Below are 25,281 nucleotides of genomic sequence, written 5' to 3'. Positions count from 1 at the left end.
ATGCGGAAAACAAAAATGAAAAACAGCCTCGCTCTGCAGCCACTGCTGGCCGCGCTTCTGTGCGCGTCGGCCTGCGGCTGTGCTTCGGCCTCGGAGGCCGCGGCGCCCGCAGAATCCCTTTCGGAGATCGCCCGCGGCAGCGCCGCCCGGGGGCTTGCCTTCCAGGAGGCCCGCGCGCTGCTGCGGGGCCGCTCGGACCGCCTGCGCGCGAGCGAGGCGGAGCTGGAGGCCCGGCAGCAGGCGGCCGAGGCCGACCGCAGCCTCTCGCAGCCGAAGGTCGTCGTGAACACCCAGTACGACTGGGGCACGAAGACGATCGACTACGGGACGCTGGACGTCGGGGGCGCGGCCCCCAGGGCGCTTTCTTCAAGCCCGGCTCTGGGACAGGCCCTGCAGGGGCTTCCCCAGGGGCTGCGCGAAGGGCTTTCGGGACTTCGCATCCCGCTGCACGCCAAGACGGATCTGGACGGCCCGCGGGTGACGCTCGAAGGCTACTGGCCGATTTACACGGGCGGCCGCATCGAGGCGCGCCAGAAGGCGAGCGAGGCCGCAGCCCGCGAGGCGAAGGACAGCCTGCAGAACGAGAACGACAGGCTCGACACCGAGCTGGCGCGAAAGTACTTCGCCGTCCAGCTCGCCCGCTCGATTACGAAGCTGCGCGAGGAGGCACTCGAGGACCAGGAGCGCGAGGTGCGCCGGGCCCGGGGGTTCGAGCGCGCCGGAACGGTAAGTCGCCTCGAGCGGCTTTCCGTCGAAGTGAACCGCGACAAGGCAAGGCGCGAGCTGCTTGCCGCGCAGTCCGACCAGAAGGTGGCCGAGGCCGAGCTCGGGCGGCTGCTGCGGGAGGGCAGCCTCGGGGGCCTGTCCACCCCGCTTTTCGTTCTCCGCGGGCCGATCGATCCGCTCAGGCGCTGGCAGGACCAGGCCCTCGCCTCCAGTCCGGTTCTCGCCGCCTACGGCGCGAAAACCGAACAGGCCGAACAGCTTCTGCGGGCCGCGCGCGGCGCCTGGAAGCCGACCCTTTACGCCTTCGGGGCGAAAAACGTGATCAAGCACTACCTCACGCTCACCGAGCCGGACTGGATCGCGGGCGTCGGGGTGTCCTACACGCTGTGGAACAACCGCGACCGCAACGCCTCGATCGCCTCGGCGCGCGCCACCCGGGCGAAGGCCGAGGCGGGGACCGCCGAGGCGAGAAACCAGCTGCTCACCGGAGTCGAGGTGGCGTGGCTGCGCACGACGCAGATGCAGAGCCAGTACGAGCTCACGCGCAGCACCGTGGATCTCGCGGCGGAGAACCTGCGCATGCGCGAGTCAGCCTTCGCGACGGGCCTGTCGACCGCCAACGAAGTCTGGGACGCCCGCACCAAGCTCACCGGGGCGCGGGTCGAACAGAAGGTGGCGGCCTATCGATTCGTCGTCGCCTGGGCGGAGCTCAACTCCGCCGCCGGCACGATGGAGCGCTTCAGCGAGTCGCTCGAGCGCTCCGATAAAACCATTGAGAAATAAGGACTGTACGGATGCCTACGCCTACGGAAAAAGAAACGTCGCAGACTCTCCCCGAGCGCCCGGACGAGCGCACGGCGCGCCGCAGGAGAAGCCGTATCCTGGGCGCGGTCGCCGCGGCGGCGGGCCTCGCTCTGATCGGCTTCATCGTCTGGGGCGTGTGGCTCGCAAGCCACCCGAAGGCGCCTCCGCTGCAGGGGCAGATGGACGCGACCACGATCGATGTGGCGGCCAAAGTGCCCGGAAGGCTGGAGACGGTGAATGTGAAGGAAGGCGACCAGGTGAGCAAGGGGCAGGTGATCGCAACCCTCTACGTGCCTGAGATCGAGGCGAAGGTGCGCCAGGCCGAGGCCTACGAGAAGGCCCGCCAGGCTCAGGAAAGCCTCGCGCAGGAAGGCGCCCGGCCGCAGGAAATCCAGGCGGCGAAGGCGCAGTATGAGCGGGCCCAGGCCGCAGAGGAGCTCGCGCAGAAGACCTACGAGCGCATCTCGAGGCTCTACCGCGAGGGGTTCGTTCCCGCGCAGCGCCTGGACGAGGTGACCGCGAACCTCAAGGCCGCCCGCAAGCAGTCGCAGGCGGCGCGCGAGCAGTGGAGCATCGCGCAGACCGGCGCGCGGCGCCAGGAAAAGCAGGCCGCGGCCGCGCTGGCCGCCCAGGCTGCGGGCACCGTGGCTGAGGCGAAGTCCTATGCCGAGGAGGCGAAGATTGTCTCGCCCATCTCGGGCGAGGTCTCGCGGGTGCTGCTGCGCGAGGGCGAGGTGGCCCCCCAGGGCTTTGCCGTCGTGACCGTGGTGAACCTCAACGACCAGTGGGCCTCCTTCAACCTGCGCGAGGACGAGCTCAAGGACCTGAGGATGGGCTCCGTGATCCGGGTGAAGATCCCGGCGATCGGCGGCGGGGCGCATGACTTCAAGATCTACTTCATCAATCCCAAGGCCGACTACGCCAACTGGCGCGCCACGCGCCAGAACTCGGGCTACGACCTGCGCACCTTCGAGGTGAGGGCGCGGCCCGTAAGCCCGGTCGAGGGGCTGCGGCCCGGGATGACGGCGCTCATCGAGCGCTGAGCTTCGGACGGGCCGGGACATGTCTGCCGGAAGCTGGTTCAGAAGCCTGCGCAGGGCCCTCTTTCTTGAGGTCTCGACTGTGTTCTCGAGCCCGAGGGAGGTGCTTTCCTGCTTGGTGATGCCGGTCGTCTGGTGCGTGCTTCTGGCTGGGCTGTTCAACCAGGGCCTGTACAGGAGCATTCCCTTCGGCATTGTGAACGAGGACCAGACGCCGCTTGCCTCAGAAGTGGTCCGGCAGGTGCGGGCGCTGCCTTCCCTGAAACTGGTCGAACTGCCCCAGCAGCAGGCCGTGGAGCAGCTGCGCTCCGGGGAGCTCAAGGGCATGCTCCTCATTCCCCGGGGCTGGTCCGAGACCTGGCGGCGCCCGGGCGGGAAGTCCCTGCAGCTTTATGTGTCTCGCACGCTTTTTGCCGTGAGCACGATGCTCGAGCTTGACGTGAAGAAGGCCCTGAGCAGCTGGTCGGTCGATAAGACGCGGCTGCAGATCATGCCGATGGGGGGCACCGAGGGGACGGCGAGGATCACAGGGCTTTTCGAGCTGAACGAGGTGCTTCTCGGCAACCAGGCCTTCAACTTCCGCTCCTATCTGCTGAGCGGCCTCATCCCGATGCTGATCGGGCTCTCCTGCGTGCTCGCGGTGAGCAACTCGCTCGTGCGCGAATGGCGCCGGAACCGCGAGGCCGTGCTGGTGCGGGCCGCCGGATCGCCCTCTGCGGCGGTTCTTGGCAAGCTGCTTTTCTGGTTCGGGGTCTACACGGTCTACATGTTCACTTTCATCGCCTGGTTCTCTGCGGTTCAGGGCGCGCAGCCCGCGGGCAGCATGGCGGTGTGGCTGCTCTTTGGCCTCGCCTTCGTGGCGGGCATGGTTTCGCTTGCGGTCCTCTTCTGCTCGGTCGCCCCCACCTGGTTCGCCGCCATGGTGATGTGCGTGATCACGACCGCGCCGACCATCCCGTTCACGGGCTTCACCTTCCCGGACTTCAACATGGATCTCGGGGCGAGGACGCTCTCGCACCTGCTGCCGCTCACCTGGTATATCCACGGCCAGGAGCAGCAGTGGGTCCTCGGGTCCCCGGCCTCCGTCTGGCTGCCGACGCTGGGCATCGCACTGCTCTTTGCCGTGGTGCCCCAGGCGCTGTGCCTGCCGCTGCTGCTGCGGCGCATCAGGCGCCGGGCGCAAAGCCCGGCAAAGCCGCCCGCGCAGCCCCGCGAGGAGCCCTGCAGCTGCGCCTGGGACGTTTTCCGCATCACGCTGAAGCGGATCATCTTCAACGTCAATTCCTTTCCGGTGCTTGCGGGCGGCATCGCCTTCTATCTCATTTTCTACGGCTGGCCCTACAGCGCCCAGCAGATCACCCAGGTGCCCACCGTGATTGTGGACCTGGACGGCTCGGCCGCGTCGCGAAACCTCATCCGTGACATTTCGGGCACCTCCAAGGTCAAGCCCGTCGCGCTGGTCTCTGACGAGCGCGAGGCCGTGGAGATGCTGCGCGCCGACAAGGTGAACGCCGCGATCCTGATCCCGCGGGACTTTGAGTCGGATCTCGGCGGGGGCCGCCGGACTTCGGTCACCGTTTTCGGCAACGGCGCCTTCCCGGCCCAGGCCCACACCGTCTACGGCATGATGATGTCGCTTGTGAACGCGAGGGCCTCCGCGGCCTCTGCCCACTACCTGCTCACCCACGGGGCGCCGGCCGACTCGCTCGCCCGCTCGAGGCTCGCGCCGCCCCTGCTCGTCCAGGGCGACATGTTCAACACGATCGGCGGCTACCGGAACTACCTCGTGCCGATGGTGGGCGTGCTGATCATCCAGTCGGTGCTGCTGATCGGCATTTCGGTGAGCGTCGGGGACTTCATCTCGAGGCGCCGGCGCGAGCCGTTCGTGCGGGCCGCGATGGAAAAGCCCTGGGGCTTTTTCGGAATGTGGGCCGCCGTGTTCGCCGTCGCGCTTTTCTGGGTGCTATACGCCGAGGGCTTTTACTTTGGAATCACGGAGTTCCCGACCATGGGCGATGTGACCGGAACCCTGGTCCTCGGGACAGTCTACGCGGCGCTGCTCGCCTTCTTCGCGCTCGCCTTCACCTTTGCCTTCGGCAGCAACCACAACACCACGGCCTTCGCCGTCATCACCTCGGCGCCTTCGGTCTTCCTCGCGGGCTGCATCTATCCTTCCGAGAACTTCGCCTGGTGGGCCCACGCGTTTGCGCAGATCATCCCCGCGGTGCCGGGCATCAACGGCATGCTCGCCGTGAGCCAGAACGGGGCCTCGCTCGCCTCCGCGCGGCCGATCGTGCTGCAGCTTCTGCTGCTTTGCCTGCTCTGGGGGACGGTGGCTTATTCGGCCGCCATGCTCCGCGGCTCGCGGCTGCGCCGCGGCTTCCCGCCGCCCGACGACTGAGGCGCCTTCGTCAGACGGCGCCGCGAGCGGCCTTCGTCCGAGGCGGGCCTGATGCAGCGCTCTTTTTTTCAGTCCCCGTCGTCCACCCGCAGCGCGACGAGGTCGTGCTCTTCGGTGCGGACGATCTTCGCCTCGACGAAGTCGCCCGGATTCACGGGCTTTCCGGTCGTCACATAGACCACGCCGTCCACTTCCGGGGCTTCGTGGACCGTGCGGCCAACGGCCACTCCGTCCTCGTTTTCCGGCTCGTCGATCAGCACCTTTTCAACGCCGCCCACGCGGTGCGCGAGCTTCGCGGCGGAAATCTCCGCCTGCAGCTCCATGAGCCTCTGCCTGCGCTCCTCCTTCACCTCTTCGGGCACGGCTCCCGGCAGGCTGTTCGCCTTCGCGCCCTCGACCGGCGAGTAGGCGAAGCAGCCCACGCGGTCGAGCTGCGCCTCGCGCAGGAACTCGAGCAGGTTCTCGAACTGCCGCTCCGTCTCCCCGGGGAACCCCACGATGAAGGTCGAGCGCAGGGTGAGGTCCGGGCAGAGCTTCCTCCAGGCCTCGATGCGCTCGAGCGTGCGGTCGGCGTGCGCGGGGCGGGCCATCGCGCGCAGGACCTCCGGGTCGGAGTGCTGCAGGGGCATGTCGAGATAAGGCAGGATTTTTCCCTCGGCCATGAGCGGGATGATCCTGTCGACCGCGGGGTAGGGGTAGACGTAGTGCAGGCGGATCCAGAGGCCGAGCCTGCCGAGCTCCCGGCACAGGTCCTCGATTCTCGTATGAACGGGCCGGCCGCCCGCGAAGGAGAGGCGGTAGCCGAGGTCCGAGCCGTAGGCCGGCGTGTCCTCGGCGATCACCATGATCTCCTTCACGCCGTCTTCCTTGAGCGCCTCGGCCTCCATCATGATGGAGTTCATCGGGCGGGAGACGAGCCTGCCGCGCAGCTGCGGGATGATGCAGAACGTGCAGTGGTTGTTGCAGCCCTCGGAGATCTTGAGGTAGGCGTAGTGATGCGGCGTGAGGCGCACGCCCGCGCCCGGGCGCAGCTCCCCGAAGGCGGGGTGCGGGGCGGGCAGGTGCCGGTGCACGAGCTCGAGGACTTTCTTTTCCTCCTCAGGCCCCACCACGCCCAGCACCGCGGGGTGCAGCCCCTGCACGTAATTGGAGCCGTCCGCGTTCTTCTTTCCCCCGAGGCAGCCCATGACGATTACCCGGCCGTTTTCGCGCAGCGCCTCGGCGACCGCGTCAAGGCTCTCTGCGATCGCCTCGTTGATGAAGCCGCAGGTGTTGATGATGACGAGGTCCGAGTTCTTGTAGTCGCCCGCGATCCGATAGCCTTCGGCGCGCAGCTCGGTGATCACCCGCTCGGTGTCGACCAGGGCCTTCGCGCAGCCGAGCGAAACAAAACCAATGGTGGGAATATGTGCTGTCATTTGTTGCCTTTGTCGGGGTCTTTGTGGTTTTCCAGGCGAAGCGGGCCGGCCCGGGAGAGTCAGGGCTCCATCCACACGAGGGTGGCGTGCCGGCCGGTCCTGCCCTTGTCGCGCCGGTAGCTGAAAAAGCGCTGCGGATCGGCGGCGGTCGAGAGCCCGCAGTCCGAGACGTCCTCCGCGGCGACGCCTTCCTGGGCGAGCGCCTCGCGGGCGAGGCAGGCGAGGTCGGCCATCCATTTCCCGGGCTTCGGCCCGGGGGCGAAGGCCAGATCCGCCCGCGGCAGGGTCTTTCCCATGGCCTCGAGCACGTCGCCGCCCACTTCGAAGGACTCGGGGCCGATTCTCGGGGCGAGCCAGGCGAGAATCCTCGCGCCGGGGCCGAGCGCGCCGCGGAGCGTCCTCACGCCCTTTTGCAGGATGCCCGCGGCCAGTCCCTTCCAGCCCGCGTGCAGCGCGGCCACCGCGCGGCCTTCGGAATCGGCGAGGACCACGGGCAGGCAGTCCGCGGTCTGGATGGCGAGGACGACCCCGGGGGAAGCGGTCCACAGGCCGTCGGCCTCCTGCTCGGGCGCGGCGAGGTCGGCCTGAACGACCGCGGTGCCGTGCACCTGGCGCAGCCAGTGCGGCTGCGCTCCGGCCAGGGAGGCGAGGATCGCGCGGTTCGCGCGCACGCAGGCGGGGACGTCCCCGCAGTACAGGCCCACGTTCATTCCGCTCAGCCCGTCGATGCCGCCAAAGGGCCCCGAGGAGACGCCCCCGGTGCGCAGCGTGAAGAGGGCATGGACGCGCTTCGGGGCGGCCCAGTCGGCTCGTATGAGCCCGAGGGAGGGGTTCTGCAGGTTGGTCATCAGGTCTGCCGGGTGAGGAATGAAGGGGCGGGCGAAGCGGCGCTGCGCCCGGATGCGTTCATTTTAAAGAGGCTTTCCCCCGAGCGCTTCCTCAAACACCGAAACCGGGCGGTCGAGCGGCCCGAAGCCCAGGAATTCCATGACCCGGGCGAGGTCCTGCGGCGGGGGAGCGAACCACTCCAGGCGCTGCCCGCTCTCCGGGTGGACGAGCCCGAGGCGGCTCGCGTGCAGGCACTGCCGCTTCATGGCAGCCAGAGGCGTCCCGTCCTGCGGCCAGGGCGCGAGCCCGCCGCGGTAGACGGGGTCGCCCAGCAGCGGCAGCCCGATGCTCTCGCAGTGGACGCGGATCTGGTGCGTGCGGCCGGTCTCGAGCCGGCAGGCGGCCCAGGAGATGGCGCGGCCGCCGCAGCTCGCGCGGGCGACCGTGGCGAGCCGGGTGCGGGCCTCGCGCATCGAGCCCGGCACCTCCACGGCAAACCGCAGGGGATTCCTCGGGTCGCGGCCGATCGGGCGGTCGATCAGGGTGCGCTCGGGGGCCTGGCCGCGCAGCAGCGCCCAGTACTCGCGCTTGACGCTGCGGCTCTGCAGCTGGCGCACGAGCGAGGTCTGCGCGGCCAGGGTTTTTGCGACCACCATGAGCCCGCTCGTGTCCCGGTCGAGCCGGTGCACGATCCCCGCCCTCGGAAGCGCCGCGAGGGCCGGGCGCGCAAAGAGCAGGCCGTTCAGCAGCGTGTCGTCCCAGTGCCCGGCGCCGGGATGGACCACGAGCCCCGCGCGCTTGTTGACGACAAGGAGGGCCTCGTCCTCATAGACCGTTTCGAAAGGCACGTCCCGGGCGGTGAAGGCGAGCTCCTCGGGCGTGGGCTGGGCGCTCACCGAGATCACGTCGCCTGAGAGCACGGCGTCCCTCACGCGGCGCGCGGGCCGGCCGTTCACGAGCACCGCGCCGTCTTTGATCCAGCACTGCAGCCGGGAGCGGGACACTGAGGGCATCAGGGCGGCGAGAGCCTTGTCGAGCCTCACGCCGTTCATTTCCGCTCCGACCACGAACTCCGAGAGGCTGTCCTCGGTTGCGTCAGCCCCCGGGTTGTCCCGGTTATAATCGACAGAACCTTTCAATTGATCGTTTGTCCTCTAAATGAAGAAAGCCCTTCACCGCTTTGCGCTAGCCGCCTGCTTTTGCGCCGTTGCCGCCGTCACGTCGTCGTGCTCGTGGATGTCGTCGAAGACCGATGACCCGACCGCGGAGTGGTCTGCTGACCGGCTCTACAGCGAGGCCCGCGATGCGCTGGACGACAGCAACTGGTCGCTTGCCAAAGAGTACTACACGAAGCTGGAGAGCCGCTATCCGTTCGGCCGCTACGCGCAGCAGGCTCAGATCGAAATGGCCTACGCCGCCTGGAAGGACGAGGACCCGGAGGCCGCCATCCAGGCCTGCGACCGGTTCCTGCGCTCCTACCCGAACCATCCGGCCAGCGACTACGTGCTCTACCTGAAGGCGCTCGCGACGCTCAACGAGGACGAGGGATTCTTCGCCCGGCTCACCAAGCAGGACATCTCCGACCGCGATGCGAACGCCGCGCGCGATGCCTTCGACGTCTTCAAGCTGCTGGTCGAGAAGTATCCGGACTCCCGCTACGCCCCCGAGGCGCGCAGGCGGATGCACGAGCTCGTGCTCGCCCGCGCGAACCACGAGCTGAAGGTGGCGAAATTCTACTATGACCGCCACGGCTACGTGGCGGCGATCCAGCGCGCCCAGCGCGTGGTGACCGACTATCAGCAGACGCCCTATTCCGACGACGCGCTGAAGGTGCTCGCCGACAGCTACGCGAAGCTCGGCATGAAGGACCGCGAGGCCGACGTCCGCCGCGTGATCCAGATGAATAAGGACAGAAAGCTCGACTGACGGGGCGGGCAGGGGAAAGGCCCTCTGTCTTAAGCCTTTAAGTCCAGCACGCCCGCGCCAGTGCCTGGCCCGGGCGCTTTTTATTGGCCCGCGGGAAAAAACAAGGGGCTGCGGAGCGGAGGGTAAAAAAATATCCCCGGGCGCGCCTTCAGGGCGCATCCGGGGATCGGAGAAACTGCTTCGGAAAGGGGAAAGGGCGGAGGCGCGCCGCGCCTGCCGCTCCTTTCTTTTCCTTCGGCGGTCAGCCTTCGGTGTACGGCTCGGAGTCGAGGTCGCCTTCGGACTTGGTCACCACCAGGGCCGAGGCCACGTCGCCCACGACGTTGATTGAAGTGCGGATCATGTCGAGAATACGGTCAATGCCCGCGATCAGGGCGACCGCCTCGAGCGGAATGCCGACCTGCGTGAAGACCACGGTCGTCATGATGAGGCCGGCGCCCGGGACGCCCGCGGTGCCGATGGCGGCCATCACGCCCATGAGAACGATCGTGATCTGGTCGGTCATCGAGAGGTCCATGCCGAAGATCTCAGCCGCAAACACAGCGCACACGCCCATGTAGATGGCCGTGCCGTTCATGTTGATCGTGTTGCCGAGCGGGATGGAGAACGAGGCGATCGACTTCGTGGCGCCCAGCTTGCGGCAGGCCTGCAGGTTCACGGCCAGGGCCGCGGCGGACGAGCAGGTCGTGAAGGCGACGAGCCAGGGCTCGAAGATGCCCTTCAGGAAGCGGCCGACCGGCATGTGCAGGTAGAAGACGACGATCGCGCCGTAGACCACGATGCAGAAGAGCGCGGTGGCGACGAAGGAGGCGAGGATGAGCTTGCCCAGCGGCAGCAGCACGGCCAGGCCGTGCTTGGAGACGGTGTAGGCGAGCAGGCCGAACACGCCGATCGGGGCGTAGTACATGACCGCGTTGGTCACACGGATCATGGTGTCGCCGATCAGCTGGAAGATCTCAAGCAGGGGCTTGTTGCGCGGCCCGAGGCCAGCCAGGCACACGCCGAAGAACACGGCGAAGAAAATGATCTGCAGCATGCTGCCCTTCGCCATGGCTTCCATCGGGTTGATCGGGACGAAGTTGAGGAAGGTCTGCACGATGCTCGGGGCCTTCACCACCTTGGCGGCGAGACCGCTCGTAGACAGGTCGAGGCCGACGCCCGGCTGAATGAGCTCGGCAAAGCCCAGGCCGAAGCCCACGGCGATGGCGGTGGTCACCATGTAGGTGATCAGGATCTTCACGGCCACGCGGCCGAGCTTGGAGATGTCGGTGATGCTTGCAGCGCCCGCCACCAGCGTGGCGAACACCAGGGGCACGACCACCATTCGGATCAGGCGAATGAAGAGATCGCCCAGAGGCTTGAACCAGGTGGCGCCCACGTCGGCGGAAACGAATGCGCCGACGATCACGCCCAGGACCAGGCCGACAATCATTTGAGCCGGCAGGCTAAACAGCCAGCTTCTTTTCTTCTCAGCCATAAACACCCTCCCTTTGCTTTGTCTAGAGCCAGCCGCAGACGGCTGCAGCAGCCCTCCCCAAGTTTCAGCTTCCTTTGAAACAGCCCCGCGGGCCAGGGGGAATAAGTGGACCGAAGAACTGCCGCTCCCCTAGCGCGGGGGCGGACCTTCCTCAAAGGAGGCCATTCACTTGAATATTACACTTTGTAATATCTTTAAGACTCTCGGAAGGCGGGGGCGCCCTGCCTGCGGAATTTCGATTAAATTATTTAATAATCAATTAATTAAACGAAATAAGCGGGCGGCCTGAAATGTAAAGACGCCGATTTATGGGACGAAGCCGTTGATTCTGATACAACGCATTGTTTTTAAATGAATAATCGATGTCGTTTCGCCGGATTTTCCTTTGGAAATGAACTATTTGCCTTGATGTAAGTCAACTGGAGGCTATTTTTTATAGCTTTAATTCAGCCATGCGGCTTCTTTGCATAGTTTTTAAGGAATAAGCCGTAAGGAAAAAACCTTTCTTTATTCGAAAGGAGCCATGGAAACGGGAAAAGCTGGTCTTTAGAGGCTCTGGGCGGCGTGCGACAGGAGGCTCTGCAGCGCGAGCGAGGCCTCCCGCAGCAGGGCGGCTCTTCCAGCCTTGTCTTCAGGCGGCGTCTCCACGGCCCGCACGAGGCTTTTGAGAAAGCGTCCGGCCTCCCGGCCGAAGGGCTCGCCGGTCCCCAGGTCGGCGAGGAAGTCGCCGAGGACCTCCGAGGCGCCCCTGGGGTTTTCAAAGCCCACCTCGGGGTGGTCCGCGAAGTAATTGAGGTACCAGAGCGCCTTCTGCAGGTCTTCGGCCGGATGCGCCTTGAAGCGGCACCGCAGCACGTACTTCATCGAGTTGCCCGTCGTGAAGTCAAACAGTCCGGTGAGCTCGATCACCTCGCGGCGGTAGTGGGCTGCGTAGTGCGCGGGATGGTTCACGGCTTCGCGGGAAGCTCCCTTCACATCCGTGGTCTTCATGTGTCAGCGACTCCTTTGTCTGCAGGCGGAAAGTCCCTATTTTGCACCCGGACAAGGGCGCCCGGGCCTCCCCCCGCGGGCCGTATCCGGTTGTTATTATTAATTCTCTGATAACAAAACTTAACGCAAACCGTGCTTATCATACAGGGGCCGGAACAGACAGGCCTCAGAGTGCGATCGCCGAAAGACGTTGTTTCGTCCTGCCTTTTCTATCCCTACATCTTTATTTCGTCTCTCAGACCCTTTAGAACATGAACTTAAAGAAAGCTCTTATCGCCGCGGGCGTTGTCGTTGCGCTTGCTGCGGCCGGCTACGCGGGCTTCCGCGGCTGGCAGTCGGCCCGGATGAGCAAAATGGGCATGATGCCGCGCTCGGTCGCCGTTCAGGTGGCCCAGGCCGTCCGCCAGGACGTTCCCACCATCGTGACCGCCCTGGGCACGGTGACCGCGAACCAGACCGCCGACGTGGTCTCGCAGGTTCAGGGCCACCTCACGAACCTTTACTTTAAGGAAGGCGACTTCGTGAAGAAGGGGGCGCTGCTCGCCAAGGTCGACACCCGGGGCTACGAGGCGAACCTTCAGCAGTACCAGGGCACGCTGGCTGAAGCGCAGGCGCAGCTTGCCAACGCGAAGAGCGTGCTCGAGCGCTACGAGCGGCTCTACCGCCAGGACTCCATTTCCAAGCAGGACCTCGAGGCGCAGCGCGCCGCGGTGAAGCAGTACGAGGGCGCCGTGCGCAGCGCCCGCGGCCAGATCGCCAACGCGAGCGTCTCGGTGGGCTACGGCCGCATCACGGCCCCCATCTCCGGCTACATCGGCATCCGCCAGCGCGATCTCGGCAACCTCGTGGGCCCGAGCGACTCGACGCCGATCGCCGTGATCACCCAGACCGCGCCCATTGCCGTCGAGTTCTCCATCCCGCAGGGCAACCTCTCCGAGGTCGTGGGGCCGGTGAGAAGCGGTCAGAAGCTGCAGGTCGACGTCTTCGACCAGAGCGGCCTCGGGCTGCTCGCCCGGGGGACGGTCTCGGCCGTGGGCAACACGATCGACCAGGCCACGGGCACGGTGAAGGTGAAGAGCCTTTTTGACAACCGCGACTCGAAGCTCTTCCCGAATCAGTTCGTCAACGTGAAGCTCGTCACCGGAACGCTGAAGAACGCGGTCGTCGTCCCGACCTCCGCGATCCAGACCAGCCAGAACGGCCTGTACGTCTTCACGGTGGGCGACGACCAGGTGGCGCACAAGGCCGCGGTGAAGATCGGGCCGGCCACCGAGGACGGAAAGACCGCCATCCTTGAAGGCGTCGCCGAGGGGGCCCGGGTCGTCACGGCCGGGGCCGACTCGACCAGCGACGGCTCGAAGGTGACCGTCGTGGAGCCCAAGGCCGTGGACACAAGCGCCGTGGAGAAAAAATCCAAGGGAGTCGGCAGGGGACGCCGCTGATTGAAGCCGCAGTCTCGCTCGAGCGAACATGAATCTTTCACGCCTATTTATTTTCCGGCCGATCGCGACCCTGCTGCTCACGATTGCGGTGATCCTCGGAGGCCTGCTCGGCTACCGGAGCCTTTCGATCTCCGCGCTGCCCGAGGTCGACTATCCCGTCATCCAGGTGACCACCCTGTTCCCGGGCGCCGGCCCCGAGGTGATGGCCACCAGCGTCACCGCGCCCCTGGAGCGCCAGCTCGGGCAGATGTCGGGCCTGAACCAGATGTACTCGGTGAGCTCCGGCGGCACTTCTGTGATCACGCTGCGCTTCAACCTCGAGCTCTCGCTTGACGTGGCCGAGCAGGAGGTGCAGGCGGCCATCAACGCCGCGGACTCGCTGCTGCCCTCGGACCTGCCCAACAAGCCCACCTACAAGAAGGTGAATCCGGCCGACACCCCGATCCTCACGCTGGCGGCCACCTCCGACACCCTGCCGCTCACGCAGGTGCAGGACCTCATCAACACGCGGGCCGCGCTGAAGCTGTCGCAGATCTCCGGGGTGGGGCTCGTGAGCCTCGCCGGCGGCCAGCAGCTCGCGGTGCGCATCCGCGTGAACCCCACGGCGCTCGCGAGCCACGGGCTTGCGCTCGCCGACGTGAACACCGTGATCAGCAACGCGAACGTGAACGGCTCGAAGGGCGGCTTTGACGGCAACGAGCGCTCGATCACGATCGACGCGAACGACCAGCTGCGCACGCCCGCCGAGTATGAGAACCTCGTGCTCAAGTACGAGAACGGACAGGCGCTGCACCTGCGCGACGTGGCCAAGGTGGAGTACGCCCCGCAGGACGAGTACCAGGAGGCCTGGGCCAACGGCAAGCCCGCGATCATCATCAACATCCAGCGCCAGCCGGGCACGAACGTCGTGTCGATCGTCGACCAGATCAAGGCGAAGCTGCCCGAGATCGAGGCCGCGCTGCCCGGATCGGTGAAAATCGCCACGCTCACGGACCGCACCCAGACCATCAGGGCCTCGATCGAGGACGTGCAGTTCGAGCTGATGCTGTCCATCTCGCTCGTGGTCATGGTGTCGTTCCTCTTCCTGCGCACGATCGCCGCGACCTTCATTCCGAGCCTCGCGGTGCCGCTCTCAATCATCGGCACCTTCGGCGTGATGTACCTCGCGGGCTTCTCGCTCAACAACCTCTCGCTCATGGCGCTCACGATCGCGACCGGATTCGTGATCGACGACGCCATCGTGGTGGTGGAGAACATCCAGCGCCACATCGACGACGGGATGAAGCCGCTTGAGGCGGCGCTGCAGGGCTCGAAGGAGATCGGCTTCACCATCATGTCACTCACCATCTCCCTGATCGCGGTGCTCATCCCGCTGCTGTTCATGGGCGATGTCGTGGGCAGGCTCTTCCGCGAGTTCTCAATTACGCTCGCGGTGTCGATCGCGGTTTCCATGTGCGTGTCGCTCACGCTCACCCCGATGCTGTCGGCCTATCTGCTCAGGCATGTGCCGGAGTCCGAGCACAGCCGGATCACGCAGGCCTTCGGGCGGGGCTTCGACTGGCTGCTCGACCTCTACAAGCGCTGCCTGCGCTTCGTGCTCGGGCACCAGAAGGCCACCCTCGCCGTCGCGGTGGGAACGCTCGCCCTCACGGCCATCCTTTATCTCTGGGTGCCCTCGGGCTTCTTCCCCTCGCAGGACACGGGCGTGATCCAGGGCATCACCGAGGCGCCGGGCGACGTCTCCTTCAAGGAGATGTCGCGCCGCCAGCAGGCCCTGAGCGAGCTCATCCTCAAGGATCCCGCGGTGGCCTCGGTCGCCTCCATCGTCGGCGTCGACGCGGCCAACAACTCCTCGCTCAACAACGGCAGGCTGCAGATCACCCTCAAGGACTTCGGCAGCAGGGACGGCGCGAACGCCGTGATCGACCGCCTCAGGAAGGTCTCCGGGCAGGTGCCCGGCATCAGGCTCTACGCGATCAAGAGCCAGGACCTCAACGTGGACGACATGGTGACGCCCTCGCAGTACCAGCTCACCTTTGACTCGACCGACCGCGGGGAGCTCGACGAATGGGTGCCTAAGTTTGTGAAGGCCCTGTCGCAGAGGCAGGGCTTCCGCGGCGTGGTAACCAGCCTCGACAACTCGGGGCGCGTCGCCTACGTCGACATCAACCGCGAGGCGGCCGCGCGCTACGGCATCAGCGCGAGCGACATCGACGCGGCGCTCTACAACGCCTTCGGCCAGAGGCTGATCTCCACCATCTACACCCAGGCGAACCAGTACCGGGTCGTGCTTGAGGTCTCGCCCGACCTCAAAAAGGACTTCTCCGCCTTTTCAAAGGTCTACCTGAAGAGCGGCACGGCCGACTCGAGCGCGGCGGGGGCCGACCTCATGGTGCCGCTCTCCAACCTCGTCACCATCTCCGAGAGGACGGGCCCGGTGAGCTACTCGCGCATTTCGCAGACGCCGGCCGCCACCGTCTCCTTCAACCTCGCCGAGGGCTTTTCCATCGAGGAGGCGCGCGAGGCGGTGAACGAGACCCTGAGCTCGATCAAGATCCCCTCCACGATCCGCGTGAAGCCTCAGGGGGCGCTCTCCTCCTACGAGAGCTCGAACGCGAACATGCTTTGGCTCATCCTCGCCGCGGTGGCCGTGGTCTACGTGGTGCTCGGCGTCCTCTACGAGAGCTGGATCCACCCGGTCACGGTCATCTCCACGCTGCCCTCGGCCGCGATCGGGGCGCTGCTCGCGCTGAAGATCGCGGGGATGGAGTTCACGCTGATCGCGCTGATCGGCATCATCCTGCTCATCGGCATCGTGAAGAAGAACGCCATCATGCTGATCGACTTCGCGCTGGCCGAGCAGCGCGCCGGAAAGCCCCCGTTCGAGGCGATCTACAACGCCTGCCTGCTGCGCTTCCGCCCGATCATGATGACGACCTGCGCGGCCCTGCTCGGGGCGCTGCCGCTTGCGTTCGCCTCGGGCTCGGGGGCGGAGTTCCGCGTCCCGATGGGCATCGTGATCGCTTCGGGGCTGCTCTTCAGCCAGCTGCTCACGCTCTTTACCACGCCCGTGATCTACCTCTTCTTCGAGCGGCTCTCCGGCCGCTATGACGGGGCGGTGTCCTTTGCGTGGCTGAAAAAGCCGGCGGCGGCCGGGGAGGGGGCGCCGTGAACTTCTCCCGGCTTTTCATCCTGAGGCCGATCGCGACGCTGCTCATCTCGCTCACGATCACGGTGCTCGGGGCCGTGGCCTACCGGTTCCTGCCGGTCGCGCCGATTCCCCAGGTCGACACGCCCACCATCATGGTGAGCGCGTCGCTGGCCGGAGCGAGCCCCGAGACCATGGCCGCCACGGTGGCGATGCCGCTTGAAAGGGCCATGGGCCAGATCGCCGGCATCACCGAGCTCACCTCGAGCTCGAGCCAGGGCTCGACCCATCTCGTGATCCAGTTCGATCTCTCGCGCGACGTCGACGGCGCGGCCCGCGACGTGCAGGCCGCCATCAACGCAGCCCGCACGCTGCTGCCCTCGGCCATGAAGACGCTGCCGACGTACCACAAGGCGAACCCCTCCGACGCCCCGATCGTGATGCTCGCGCTCACCTCCGACAAGCTCAACCGCGGCCAGCTCTACGACCTTGCGAGCTCGAAGCTGCAGCAGCGCATCGCGCAGGTGAAGGGCGTGGGCCAGGTGTCGCTGCGCGGCGGCGCGCTGCCCGCCATCCGCATCGACCTCAAGCCGAAGATGCTGGAGAGCCAGGGCCTCGCGCTCGACACCGTCCGCTCGGCCATTGAGGCGGCGACCACGGATTCGCCGCGCGGCCTCATCGCGGGCGACGCGAGCACCTGGTGGATCGAGGCGAACGGCCAGCTCACGCGGGCCGCGGACTACCGCGACATCATCGTCGCCTACAAGAACGGCGCGCCGGTGAGGCTGCAGGACGTGGCAAACGTCTACGACTCGGTGCAGGACATCTATTCGGCGGGCTACCTGAACGGCGTGCCCTCGATTTCGATCTCGGTCACGAGGCAGGCCGGGGCGAACATGCTCGAGACGATCCAGGCGATCAAGGACCTGATGCCGACGCTTAACGCGATGCTGCCCGGGGGCACGAAGCTCACGCTCGCCATCGACCGCTCGGCCAACATCCGGGACTCCCTCTACGAGACGGAAAAGACGCTCATCTTCTCCGTGATCCTCGTGATCTGCGTGGTCTACCTGTTTCTCAGGAACGGCCGGGCGGTGCTCATTCCCGCGGCGGCCCTGCCCATTTCGCTCATCGGCACCTTCGGGATCATGTACCTGTGCGGCTACACGCTCGACACGCTGTCCATGATGGCCCTCATCGTGAGCACGGGCTTCGTGGTGGACGACGCGATCGTGGTGCTCGAGAACATCAGCCGGCACATCGAGGAGGGGGCGAGCCCCATGCAGGGGGCCCTTGCGGGCAGCCGCGAGATCAGCTTCACCGTCTTTTCAATGACCTCGTCGCTGATCGCGGTCTTCATTCCGCTTTTCTTCCTCTCGGGCGTGATCGGACGCTACTTCCGGGAATTCGCCGTGACGCTGGCCGCCGCGCTCGTGGTCTCGATGTTCGTGTCTCTCACGCTCACGCCGATGCTGAGCGGGCGGCTGCTGGGGCGGCCGCAGGACCGGGCCCCTGAGAGCGGCAGGAAGAATCCCGCCGTGCGGCTGCTCGACTGCTTCAGCCGCTTTCTGAAGAAGCTGCACGCGGGGTACGTGAAAAGCCTCGGGGGCGTGATGCGGCACAAGGCCCTCACGCTCTTCATCCTGCTGCTCACGGTCGCGGGCAACGTCTTTCTCTTCATCGTGATCGACAAGGGGCTCTTCCCCAACCAGGACACCGGCATGCTGATGGGCGCGGTGCGCACCGACCAGGCCACGAGCTTCACCGCGATGGAGCCGGTCCTCAAGCAGGTGGCCGCGCGGATCGAAAAGGATCCCGACGTGCGCTACGTGATCTCCTCGACGGGAGGCGGGGGCTTCGGCTCGCGCAACACCGGCATGTTCTTCGTGCGCCTGAAGACCTGGGGGACGCAGCGCCACACCTCGGCCGCGGAAATCGCCAACCGGCTCACCCGGCAGGGCGCGGGGGTACCCGGCGCGCAGCTCTTCATGATGGCCGCGCAGGACTTCCGCATCGGCGGCAGGAGCGCGAACGCGACCTACCAGTACAGCCTGCAGTGCGACAACCTGGAGACGCTTCGGGCCTGGAGCCCGAAGGTCTACGCGGTGATGGCCGGGCTCAAGGAGCTCACGAGCGTCGACACCGACGAGGAGTCGGGCGGCATCGAGGCGAAGCTCGAGATCGACCGCGAGGCCGCGGCCCGCTACGGGCTGGACGTGAGGGACATCGACACGTTCCTGAACAACGCCTTCGCGCAGCGCCAGATCGCCACCCAGTACCAGGTGCTCAACCAGTACTACAGCATCATCGGGCTCGACCGCAGCTGGACGAAGGATCCGCAGGTGCTCAGCCGGCTGCGGGTGACGACCTCCTCGGGAGAGCTCGTGCCGGTCTCGGCTTTCGCGAAGATCACCTACGCGGCCACCCCGCTTTCGGTCGCCCACCAGTCGCAGATGGCCACCACGACGATCGCCTTCAACCTGGCCGACGGGGTGACCCTGAGCCAGGCGAAGGAAGCGATCGACCGCGCGCTGGTCTCGATCGGGCTGCCCGATGAGATCCACGGCAGCATGCAGGGCACCGCCAAGACCTACGACAAGCTGGTCGCGCAGATGCCCGTGCTGATCGCGGGCGCGATCGTGGTGATCTACATCCTGCTCGGCATCCTCTACGAGAGCTGGATACACCCGCTCACCATCATTTCGACCCTGCCCTCGGCGGGCATCGGTGCGATGCTGCTCATGATGGCCACGGGAACGCCGCTTACCGTGATCGCGTTCGTGGGCATCCTGCTGCTGATCGGCATTGTGAAGAAAAACGGCATCCTGATGGTGGACTTCGCAATCGCCGCGCAGCGCTCCGGGATGACGCCCGAGCAGGCCGTCATCGCGGCCTGCGACAAGCGCTTCCGTCCGATCCTGATGACCTCGCTCGCCGCCTTTTTCGGCGCGGTCCCGCTCATCATCCAGACCGGCGCGAACGGGTCCTTCAACCGGCCGCTGGGCATCGCGATCTGCGGCGGCCTGGTGGTGAGCCAGGTGCTCACGCTTTATACGACGCCGGTCGTTTACGTATACCTCGACCGGGTCGGCTCGAAGGTGAAGGCGGTCCGCCATCGCATTGCCTCGAAGCTGTTTGCATGGCGAGAGCCCGCGGGCTCGTGATGGAGAAAGTCACTGACATGAAGCAACACAACAGAAAAGCTCTTTGCGTGTGGACAGCCTCCGCCGTTTTCGCCTCGCTTCTGGCGGGCTGCGCGGTGGGCCCGGACTACAAGGCGCCAGATGCCTCCGCGGCACCCGCTTCCTTCAAGGAGGCGGCTCCCGAGGGCTGGAAGAGCGCCCGCCCGGCCGACTCCGAGCTGAAGGGCGAATGGTGGAGGATGTACGGCGACCCGGTGCTCGACGACCTGGAGGCCCGGGTGGTCTCCGGCAACCAGACGGTGGCCCAGTACGTCGCGAGCTTTGAGAAGGCCGCGGCCCTGGTCTCCGAGTACGAGGCCTCGCTTTATCCGGCGGTGAACGCCGGCGCCTCCGGGTCGAGAAGCCGTCAGAGCGGCCGCACGGGCAACAGCGTGTCGCTGAGCGCCTCCCTGTCCTGGGAGCTTGACCTGTGGGGCAAGCTGCGCCGCCAGGTGACCGAGGAGAAGGCGCTCGCGCAGGCCGCGGAGGCCGATCTCGCCAACACCGCGCTTTCGGCGCAGGCGAGCCTCGCGCGCAACTACTTCACGCTCCGCTCGCTCGATGAGCGCATCGCGCTCTACGAGGAGACGATCCGCGCCTATGAGTCGAACGTGCGGGTGCTGCAGAACAAATACCGCTCGGGCGCCGTCGTGAAGTCCGACCTCACGCAGGCCGAGCAGAGCCTGTATTCGGCCCGCTCGTCGAAGGCCTCGCTCGAGGCCGAGCGCGCCCAGTACGAGCACGCCATCGCGGTGCTGACCGGCCGGGCCCCGGCCGACTTCAGCCTGCCGGCCGCCGCCTCCGCGCTGCCGGCCGTGCCCGCCGTCCCCGCGGGGGTGCCCTCGAGGCTGCTCGAGCGCCGGCCCGACATCGCCTCGGCCGAGCGCAGCATGGCCGCCGCGAACGAGGAGATCGGAATCGCGATCGCGGGCTATTACCCGGATCTCACGCTCACGGGTGAGGCCGGGTACTCGGGCTCGAGGCTCTCGCACTTCGTGAACGCCCCCCATTTCCTCTGGTCTCTGGGCGCCTCCGCCGCCGCGCCGCTCTTTGACGCGGGAAAGACCTCCTCGCGCGTGAGGCAGGCGAAGGCCGACTACGAAAAGAGCGTGGCCGCCTACAGGGAGACGGTGCTCGAGGCCTTCCAGGGCGTGGAGGACTACCTCGCGGCCGCAAGGCACCTCGAGCGCGAGATCGAGCAGAGCGAACGGGGCCTGCAGGCGGCCTCCGAGACCGCCCGCGTGAAGTCGAGCCAGTACGCGGAGGGCATGATCGACTACACCGACGTGTACACCTCCGAGACGACGAGGCTCTCAAGCCAGCAGAGCCTCATTTCACTCAAGGCCGACGCGCTGGTGAACAGCGTGCGGCTGATCGAGGCGCTGGGCGGAGGCTGGGAAGGCCTCGGAAAGGTCAGGGAGCGCTGAAAAAAGCCTCCCCCGCCTCTCCTCTTTAAAAGAGGCGGGCCTTCAGCCCCCGGCGAGGGCCGCCTGCCGCCAGCGCTCGCCGTCCTCGAACCAGGAGAGCACGGAGTCGAGCCCCAGGTGGTTCACCTGCAGGGGGACCTGGGCGCGCACGCGCGGTTTCGCGTGATAGGCGACGCCCAGGCCCGCGAAGCGCAGCATCGGCACGTCGTTCCAGCCGTCGCCCAGGGTGATCAGCTGCTTTGGAGACGCCCCCGCGTCGCGGCAGAGCTGCTCGACCATCCGGCGCTTGCCCTCGCCGTCGATGATCTCGCCCCCGTTCTCCTGCGGCCCGGAGACCCGCCCGGTAAGCACCCCGTCCTTCACCTCGAGCCGGTTGCAGCGCCAGCCCTCGGCCGCGAAATGCCGCGCCCCGGCCTCCATGATCTGGTCGAAGCCCGCCGAGACGATGTAGCGGCGCAGCCCCGCGGCCCGGAAGGCGGCCATCAGGGTCTCGGCGCCCGGGTTGTAGCGCAGGCCCGCGGCGTAGTCCGTGAAGGCTCGCTCGGGGCAGCCCGCGATGAGGCGGATGCGCTCGCGAAGGCTCTCCGAATAGTTGCGGATCTCGCCCCTCATCGCCCGCTCCGTGACACGCGCGACCTCTTCTCCGTAGCCCTCGCGGCGGGCCACCTGATCGAGCGTCTCCTCGGCGCAGAGCGTGCTGTCGAAGTCGCTTGCGGCCACCCGGAAGTCCGTGAGGAGCAGCCCCGAGGGGACGAGCGCTGCGTCGAGCCCCAGGGCGTCGAGCCCGGGCAGGAGCGCGCGGGCCCGCGCGGGGTCGACCGCGCGCAGCCGCAGCGCGCCGGGACCCGCGGGGACCCGCTCGGCGGAAAGCTCGAGCGCGGCCTGCGGCAGGGCCGAGGCCGTGAGATCCGGCCCCTGGATCACCAGGTCAAAGGTTCTGTCCATCAGCTGTTCTCCTTGTTTTTTTCCTTTCCCGGCTCCCCTGTCAGGCGAGCTTCGCGAGAAAGCCGCGCAGCATCGCGACGCGGTCCTTCGCTTCGGGCAGGCTCTGGGTGATCTTAATGCGCTGGGGGCCTGCCATGCGCACGTCGGTGCGGCTCTGCATGAGGTCGATCAGCTTCAGGGGCTCGAACTTCGGGTGCTCGGAGACGGTGATGAGGGTCGCCTCGCGCGAGGAGTCGATCTTCTTGATGCCGAGCCCCTCGCAGACAAGCCGCAGCCTGTGCGTCGCGACCAGCATCCGGGCGGGTTCGGGCGGCTCGCCGTAGCGGTCGGCGAGGTCCTCGACCACGTCGTTGAGGGCCGCCGTGTCGCCGGCCGCCGCAAGGGCCTTGTAAAAGGAGAGCCTCTGGCCGACGTCGGGCACGTAGTCCGAGGGCAGCAGCGCCGGGGCGTGCAGGTTGATCTCCGCCACCGAGGCGAACGGGTGCTCGATGTCGGGCGTCTCGCCCCTGCGAAGCGACCGCACCGCGTCCTGCAGCATCTGGTTGTAGAGGTCGAAACCGACGCTTGCGATCTCGCCCGACTGGCGCTCGCCCAGCACCTCGCCCGCGCCGCGGATCTCCAGGTCGTGCATGGCGAGGTAAAAGCCGCTGCCCAGCTCCTCGAGGTTCTGCAGGGCCTCGAGCCGCTTCTCGGCGTTTTTCGTGATCGAGGCCTCGGGCGGCACGAGCAGGTAGGCGTAGGCCTGGTGGTGGCTGCGGCCGACGCGGCCCCGCAGCTGATGCAGCTGCGCGAGCCCCAGCTTGTCGGCCCGGTGGATGATGATCGTGTTGGCCGTCGGGATGTCGATGCCTGTCTCGATGATGGTCGTGCACAGCAGCACGTTGTACTTCTGCTGGTAGAACTCGCGCATCACGTGCTCGAGCTCGCGCTCCGGCATCTGCCCGTGGGCGACCGCGATGCGCGCCTCGGGCACGAGCTCCGAGAGCCGCTCGAAGCGGCTTTGGATCGTCTCCACCTCGTTGTGCAGAAAGTAGACCTGGCCGCCGCGCTTGAGCTCGCGCAGGATCGCCTCGCGGATGAGCGCGTTGCTCTCGGGCCTCACGAAGGTCTTCACGGCAAGGCGCTTCTCGGGGGCGGTCGCGATCACCGAGAAGTCCCTCACGCCCTCGAGCGACATCGACAGCGTCCTCGGGATCGGGGTGGCGGTGAGGGTGAGCACGTCAACCTCGGCGCGCAGCTCCTTGAGCTTTTCCTTCTGCCGCACGCCGAAGCGGTGCTCCTCGTCGACCACGACGAGTCCGAGGGAGGCGAACTTCACGCTCTCGGAGAGAAGCTTGTGGGTGCCGATCACGATGTCGGCGGTTCCGTCGGCGAGCGCCTTGAGCGCCGCGGCCGTTTCCTTCGCGCTCCTGAAGCGCGACAGCTCGACCACCGTCACCGGCCAGCTCGCGAACCGGTCCCGGAAGGTCTGGGCGTGCTGCTCGGCCAGCAGCGTGGTCGGGCACAGCACCGCCACCTGCCGGCCGCTCATCACGGCGAGGAACGCCGCGCGCAGCGCGACCTCGGTCTTGCCGAAGCCCACGTCGCCGCACACGAGCCGGTCCATGGGGCGGCCGCTGGTCATGTCGGAGATCACCGCGTCGATCGCGGCCTGCTGGTCGGCGGTCTCCTCAAAGGGGAAGCCCTCGGCGAAGCGCTCCATGTCCTCCTGCGGGCAGGAAAAGACGAGCCCGGGGCGGCTCGCGCGCCGGGCGTAGAGGTTGAGCAGCTCCGCGGCGGTGTCGCGGACCTGCTCGGAGGCCTTTTTCTTCGCCTTCTCCCAGTCGCCCCGGCCGAGCCTGTGCAGGGGCGCGTGCTCGCGGTCCGCGCCGCTGTAGCGCGAAATGAGGTGCAGCTGGGAGACCGGCACGTAGAGCTTCGCGCCCTGCGCGTACTCGAGCTGCAGGCACTCGGAGGGCCCCTCCTGCGTCTCGAGCGTGACCAGGCCCTCGTAGCGGCCGATGCCGTGCTCGACGTGGACGACGGGGTCTCCGATGCGCAGCTCCGAGAGGTCGCGGATCATCGCGTCGACGTTCGTGCGGTGCTCGCGGCGGCGGCTGCGGCGGCGGGGCCCTGCGCGGTACAGCTCGGTCTCGGTCACGAGCGCGAGGTGCTCTTCGCGCAGCAGCAGCCCGCGCGAGAGCGGGGCGTGGGTGATCGCGAAGTCCTGGCCGCCCTCGGCGAAGGCCTCGAAGGATCCGCACGGCTCGGGCTCGAGCCCGTGCTCGCGGAAGAGCTCCCGCACCGTCTCCTCGCGCCCGGGCGAGGCCGCGGCGACCAGAACCCGAAGCTTTTCCGCGCGCGCCGAGGCGAGCCACTTCCTGAAGTCCGCGAGGGGATCCTTCGCGCGGCGGTCGACGGCAAGCGGCGGCAGGGGCGATTCGGCCTGCGCCTCGAGCTTCCAGTGCGGCAGGGGCCCGAGCGTTTTGAAGAACTCCTCGGCGGAGAGGTAGAGCGACTCGGGCGGCAGCGCCGGCCGCTCGGCATCGTGCGAGAGAAAGACGTAGCGCTGACGCGTCTCCGACATGAACCGCTCGAGGGCGTCGTTCACGGGGCCCACGAGCAGAAACTTCGCGTCTTTGCCCGCGTAGTCGAAGATCGTGGCGGTCTGCTCGAAGAAAAGCGGCAGGTAGTACTCGATCCCCGCGGGGGCGACGTGCGAGGCGATGTCGCGCACGACCGGGCTCGAGGCGGGGGCCTTCGGGAAGGTCTTCTGCCAGTTCTTGCGGAAGAGCTGCGTGCCCGCCTCGTCCATCGGGAACTCGCGGCCGGGCAGGATGCGCACGGTCTGCACGTCGCCGGTCGTGCGCTGCGTGGTCTCGTCGAAGGTCCGCAGCGTCTCGATCTCGTCGTCGAAGAGCCCGATGCGGTAGGGCGAGGGGGCGCCCATCGGGTAGATGTCGATGATCTCCCCGCGCACGCAGAATTCGCCCGGGGCCATCACCTGGCTCACGGCCGAGTAGCCGGCCATGACGAGCCGGCGCTTGAAGTCCGTGGTGGAGATGACGTCGCCGCGGCTGAAGAAAAAGGTGGTGGCCGAGACGAAGGCGGGGGGCGGCAGCCTCAGGCTCGCCGTGGTCGCCGAGACGAGCAGCACGTCGATGCCGCCGCGGGAGGCGGCTCGCCGGCCCGGCACCCGGGAGGCGAGCCGGAAGAGCGTCTCGAGCCGTTCGGAGACGAGGTCTTCGTGCGGCGAGATCATGTCATAGGGCAGCGTCTCCCAGTCGGGGAAGACGCGCACGGACAGCTGCGGCTCGTACCAGGAGATCTCCTCGGCGAGGCGGTCCGGATCCGAGGCGTCCGCGCAGAGCACGATAAGGGGGGCCGCGTGCTGCGCGCACTCGCGCGCCGCGAGCGCGGCCGCCAGGGCGTCGCTCACGCCCGGGGCGGCGGTGAGCCGCCGGTTCGTCCCCGCATGGGGTTCAAAGAGCTTTTCAGAGAGCAGGCCTTCGAAGGTCATGGATGATTGCCAGTGCGCTGCAGGGCGG

Annotated in this window: 15 protein-coding genes; 8 read left to right on the top strand and 7 right to left on the bottom strand. The window is 67.1% G+C overall.

What is annotated here, in order from left to right; genetic code table 11:
• The first annotated feature begins 15 nt into the window (after nucleotides 1-15).
• From MUN46_RS00325 to MUN46_RS00315, 3 genes are read left to right on the top strand one after another with little or no spacing between them, the layout of a single operon-like run.
• Nucleotides 16-1,509, top strand: a complete 1,494-nt coding sequence (locus tag MUN46_RS00325) for a TolC family protein (protein ID WP_243376878.1) — start codon at nucleotides 16-18, stop codon at nucleotides 1,507-1,509.
• 11 nt (nucleotides 1,510-1,520) lie between these two features.
• Complete coding sequence (locus tag MUN46_RS00320) at nucleotides 1,521-2,573, top strand: HlyD family secretion protein (RefSeq protein ID WP_243376879.1); 1,053 nt, start codon at nucleotides 1,521-1,523, stop codon at nucleotides 2,571-2,573.
• 19 nt (nucleotides 2,574-2,592) lie between these two features.
• Nucleotides 2,593-4,971 carry an ABC transporter permease gene (locus MUN46_RS00315; protein ID WP_243376880.1) on the top strand — a complete coding sequence of 793 codons (2,379 nt, stop codon included), beginning with the start codon at nucleotides 2,593-2,595 and terminating at the stop codon, nucleotides 4,969-4,971.
• 68 nt (nucleotides 4,972-5,039) lie between these two features.
• Here the strand turns inward: MUN46_RS00315 and rimO are convergent, their stop codons facing one another.
• The 3 genes from rimO to MUN46_RS00300 form a co-directional block, all read right to left on the bottom strand.
• On the bottom strand, nucleotides 5,040-6,389 hold the full coding sequence (rimO, locus tag MUN46_RS00310) for a 30S ribosomal protein S12 methylthiotransferase RimO (RefSeq protein ID WP_243376882.1): 1,350 nt from the start codon (nucleotides 6,387-6,389) through the stop codon (nucleotides 5,040-5,042).
• Between the two features lie 59 nt (nucleotides 6,390-6,448).
• Nucleotides 6,449-7,237, bottom strand: coding sequence for a peptidoglycan editing factor PgeF (gene pgeF / locus MUN46_RS00305; RefSeq protein WP_243376883.1), 789 nt, complete (start codon nucleotides 7,235-7,237; stop codon nucleotides 6,449-6,451).
• A 63-nt stretch (nucleotides 7,238-7,300) separates the two neighbouring features.
• Nucleotides 7,301-8,356, bottom strand: coding sequence for an RluA family pseudouridine synthase (locus MUN46_RS00300; protein ID WP_243376885.1), 1,056 nt, complete (start codon nucleotides 8,354-8,356; stop codon nucleotides 7,301-7,303).
• Nucleotides 8,357-8,375: 19 nt separating this feature from the next.
• Between MUN46_RS00300 and MUN46_RS00295 the strand changes: the two genes are divergently transcribed.
• The gene (locus tag MUN46_RS00295) at nucleotides 8,376-9,143 is read left to right on the top strand and encodes an outer membrane protein assembly factor BamD (RefSeq protein WP_243376886.1); all 768 of its coding nucleotides are present in this window, start codon (nucleotides 8,376-8,378) and stop codon (nucleotides 9,141-9,143) included.
• Between the two features lie 241 nt (nucleotides 9,144-9,384).
• Here the strand turns inward: MUN46_RS00295 and MUN46_RS00290 are convergent, their stop codons facing one another.
• Nucleotides 9,385-10,620 carry a dicarboxylate/amino acid:cation symporter gene (locus tag MUN46_RS00290; RefSeq protein ID WP_243376888.1) on the bottom strand — a complete coding sequence of 412 codons (1,236 nt, stop codon included), beginning with the start codon at nucleotides 10,618-10,620 and terminating at the stop codon, nucleotides 9,385-9,387.
• A gap of 546 nt (nucleotides 10,621-11,166) precedes the next feature.
• Nucleotides 11,167-11,610, bottom strand: coding sequence for a DUF3310 domain-containing protein (locus tag MUN46_RS00285; RefSeq protein ID WP_243376889.1), 444 nt, complete (start codon nucleotides 11,608-11,610; stop codon nucleotides 11,167-11,169).
• Nucleotides 11,611-11,861: 251 nt separating this feature from the next.
• Between MUN46_RS00285 and MUN46_RS00280 the strand changes: the two genes are divergently transcribed.
• The 4 genes from MUN46_RS00280 to MUN46_RS00265 are packed head-to-tail and all read left to right on the top strand — an operon-like array spanning nucleotide 11,862 to nucleotide 20,809.
• On the top strand, nucleotides 11,862-13,052 hold the full coding sequence (locus MUN46_RS00280) for an efflux RND transporter periplasmic adaptor subunit (RefSeq protein ID WP_243376890.1): 1,191 nt from the start codon (nucleotides 11,862-11,864) through the stop codon (nucleotides 13,050-13,052).
• Nucleotides 13,053-13,080: 28 nt separating this feature from the next.
• Nucleotides 13,081-16,224 carry an efflux RND transporter permease subunit gene (locus MUN46_RS00275; RefSeq protein WP_243376891.1) on the top strand — a complete coding sequence of 1,048 codons (3,144 nt, stop codon included), beginning with the start codon at nucleotides 13,081-13,083 and terminating at the stop codon, nucleotides 16,222-16,224.
• On the top strand, nucleotides 16,182-19,364 hold the full coding sequence (locus MUN46_RS00270; RefSeq protein WP_285230515.1) for an efflux RND transporter permease subunit: 3,183 nt from the start codon (nucleotides 16,182-16,184) through the stop codon (nucleotides 19,362-19,364). The genes MUN46_RS00275 and MUN46_RS00270 overlap by 43 nt, the downstream gene beginning before the upstream one ends.
• On the top strand, nucleotides 19,340-20,809 hold the full coding sequence (locus MUN46_RS00265) for an efflux transporter outer membrane subunit (protein ID WP_285230514.1): 1,470 nt from the start codon (nucleotides 19,340-19,342) through the stop codon (nucleotides 20,807-20,809). The genes MUN46_RS00270 and MUN46_RS00265 overlap by 25 nt, the downstream gene beginning before the upstream one ends.
• 42 nt (nucleotides 20,810-20,851) lie before the next feature.
• Here MUN46_RS00265 and serB read toward each other — a convergent pair whose 3' ends face one another.
• Both serB and mfd read right to left on the bottom strand, forming a co-directional pair.
• The gene (gene serB, locus MUN46_RS00260; protein WP_243376893.1) at nucleotides 20,852-21,754 is read right to left on the bottom strand and encodes a phosphoserine phosphatase SerB; all 903 of its coding nucleotides are present in this window, start codon (nucleotides 21,752-21,754) and stop codon (nucleotides 20,852-20,854) included.
• A 40-nt stretch (nucleotides 21,755-21,794) separates the two neighbouring features.
• The gene (mfd, locus tag MUN46_RS00255) at nucleotides 21,795-25,253 is read right to left on the bottom strand and encodes a transcription-repair coupling factor (RefSeq protein ID WP_243376894.1); all 3,459 of its coding nucleotides are present in this window, start codon (nucleotides 25,251-25,253) and stop codon (nucleotides 21,795-21,797) included.
• Nucleotides 25,254-25,281: the final 28 nt, after the last annotated feature.

Source organism: Mesosutterella faecium (genome assembly GCF_022809315.2).
Taxonomy (GTDB): Bacteria; Pseudomonadota; Gammaproteobacteria; order Burkholderiales; family Burkholderiaceae_F; genus Mesosutterella; species Mesosutterella faecium.
Note: the sequence above shows the minus strand (reverse complement) of the source record. Positions and strands in the feature narration are given on the sequence as shown.

Excerpts from the sequence above, each read along its gene's own strand:
- MUN46_RS00290 (WP_243376888.1), bottom strand. The coding sequence starts at position 10,620 with ATGGCTGAGAAGAAAAGAAGCTGGCTGTTTAGCCTGCCGGCTCAAATG.
- MUN46_RS00280 (WP_243376890.1), top strand. The coding sequence starts at position 11,862 with ATGAACTTAAAGAAAGCTCTTATCGCCGCGGGCGTTGTCGTTGCGCTT.
- MUN46_RS00325 (WP_243376878.1), top strand. The coding sequence starts at position 16 with ATGAAAAACAGCCTCGCTCTGCAGCCACTGCTGGCCGCGCTTCTGTGC.
- mfd (WP_243376894.1), bottom strand. The coding sequence starts at position 25,253 with ATGACCTTCGAAGGCCTGCTCTCTGAAAAGCTCTTTGAACCCCATGCG.
- MUN46_RS00295 (WP_243376886.1), top strand. The coding sequence starts at position 8,376 with ATGAAGAAAGCCCTTCACCGCTTTGCGCTAGCCGCCTGCTTTTGCGCC.
- rimO (WP_243376882.1), bottom strand. The coding sequence starts at position 6,389 with ATGACAGCACATATTCCCACCATTGGTTTTGTTTCGCTCGGCTGCGCG.
- MUN46_RS00315 (WP_243376880.1), top strand. The coding sequence starts at position 2,593 with ATGTCTGCCGGAAGCTGGTTCAGAAGCCTGCGCAGGGCCCTCTTTCTT.
- MUN46_RS00320 (WP_243376879.1), top strand. The coding sequence starts at position 1,521 with ATGCCTACGCCTACGGAAAAAGAAACGTCGCAGACTCTCCCCGAGCGC.
- MUN46_RS00265 (WP_285230514.1), top strand. The coding sequence starts at position 19,340 with ATGGCGAGAGCCCGCGGGCTCGTGATGGAGAAAGTCACTGACATGAAG.
- serB (WP_243376893.1), bottom strand. The coding sequence starts at position 21,754 with ATGGACAGAACCTTTGACCTGGTGATCCAGGGGCCGGATCTCACGGCC.
- MUN46_RS00285 (WP_243376889.1), bottom strand. The coding sequence starts at position 11,610 with ATGAAGACCACGGATGTGAAGGGAGCTTCCCGCGAAGCCGTGAACCAT.
- MUN46_RS00275 (WP_243376891.1), top strand. The coding sequence starts at position 13,081 with ATGAATCTTTCACGCCTATTTATTTTCCGGCCGATCGCGACCCTGCTG.
- pgeF (WP_243376883.1), bottom strand. The coding sequence starts at position 7,237 with ATGACCAACCTGCAGAACCCCTCCCTCGGGCTCATACGAGCCGACTGG.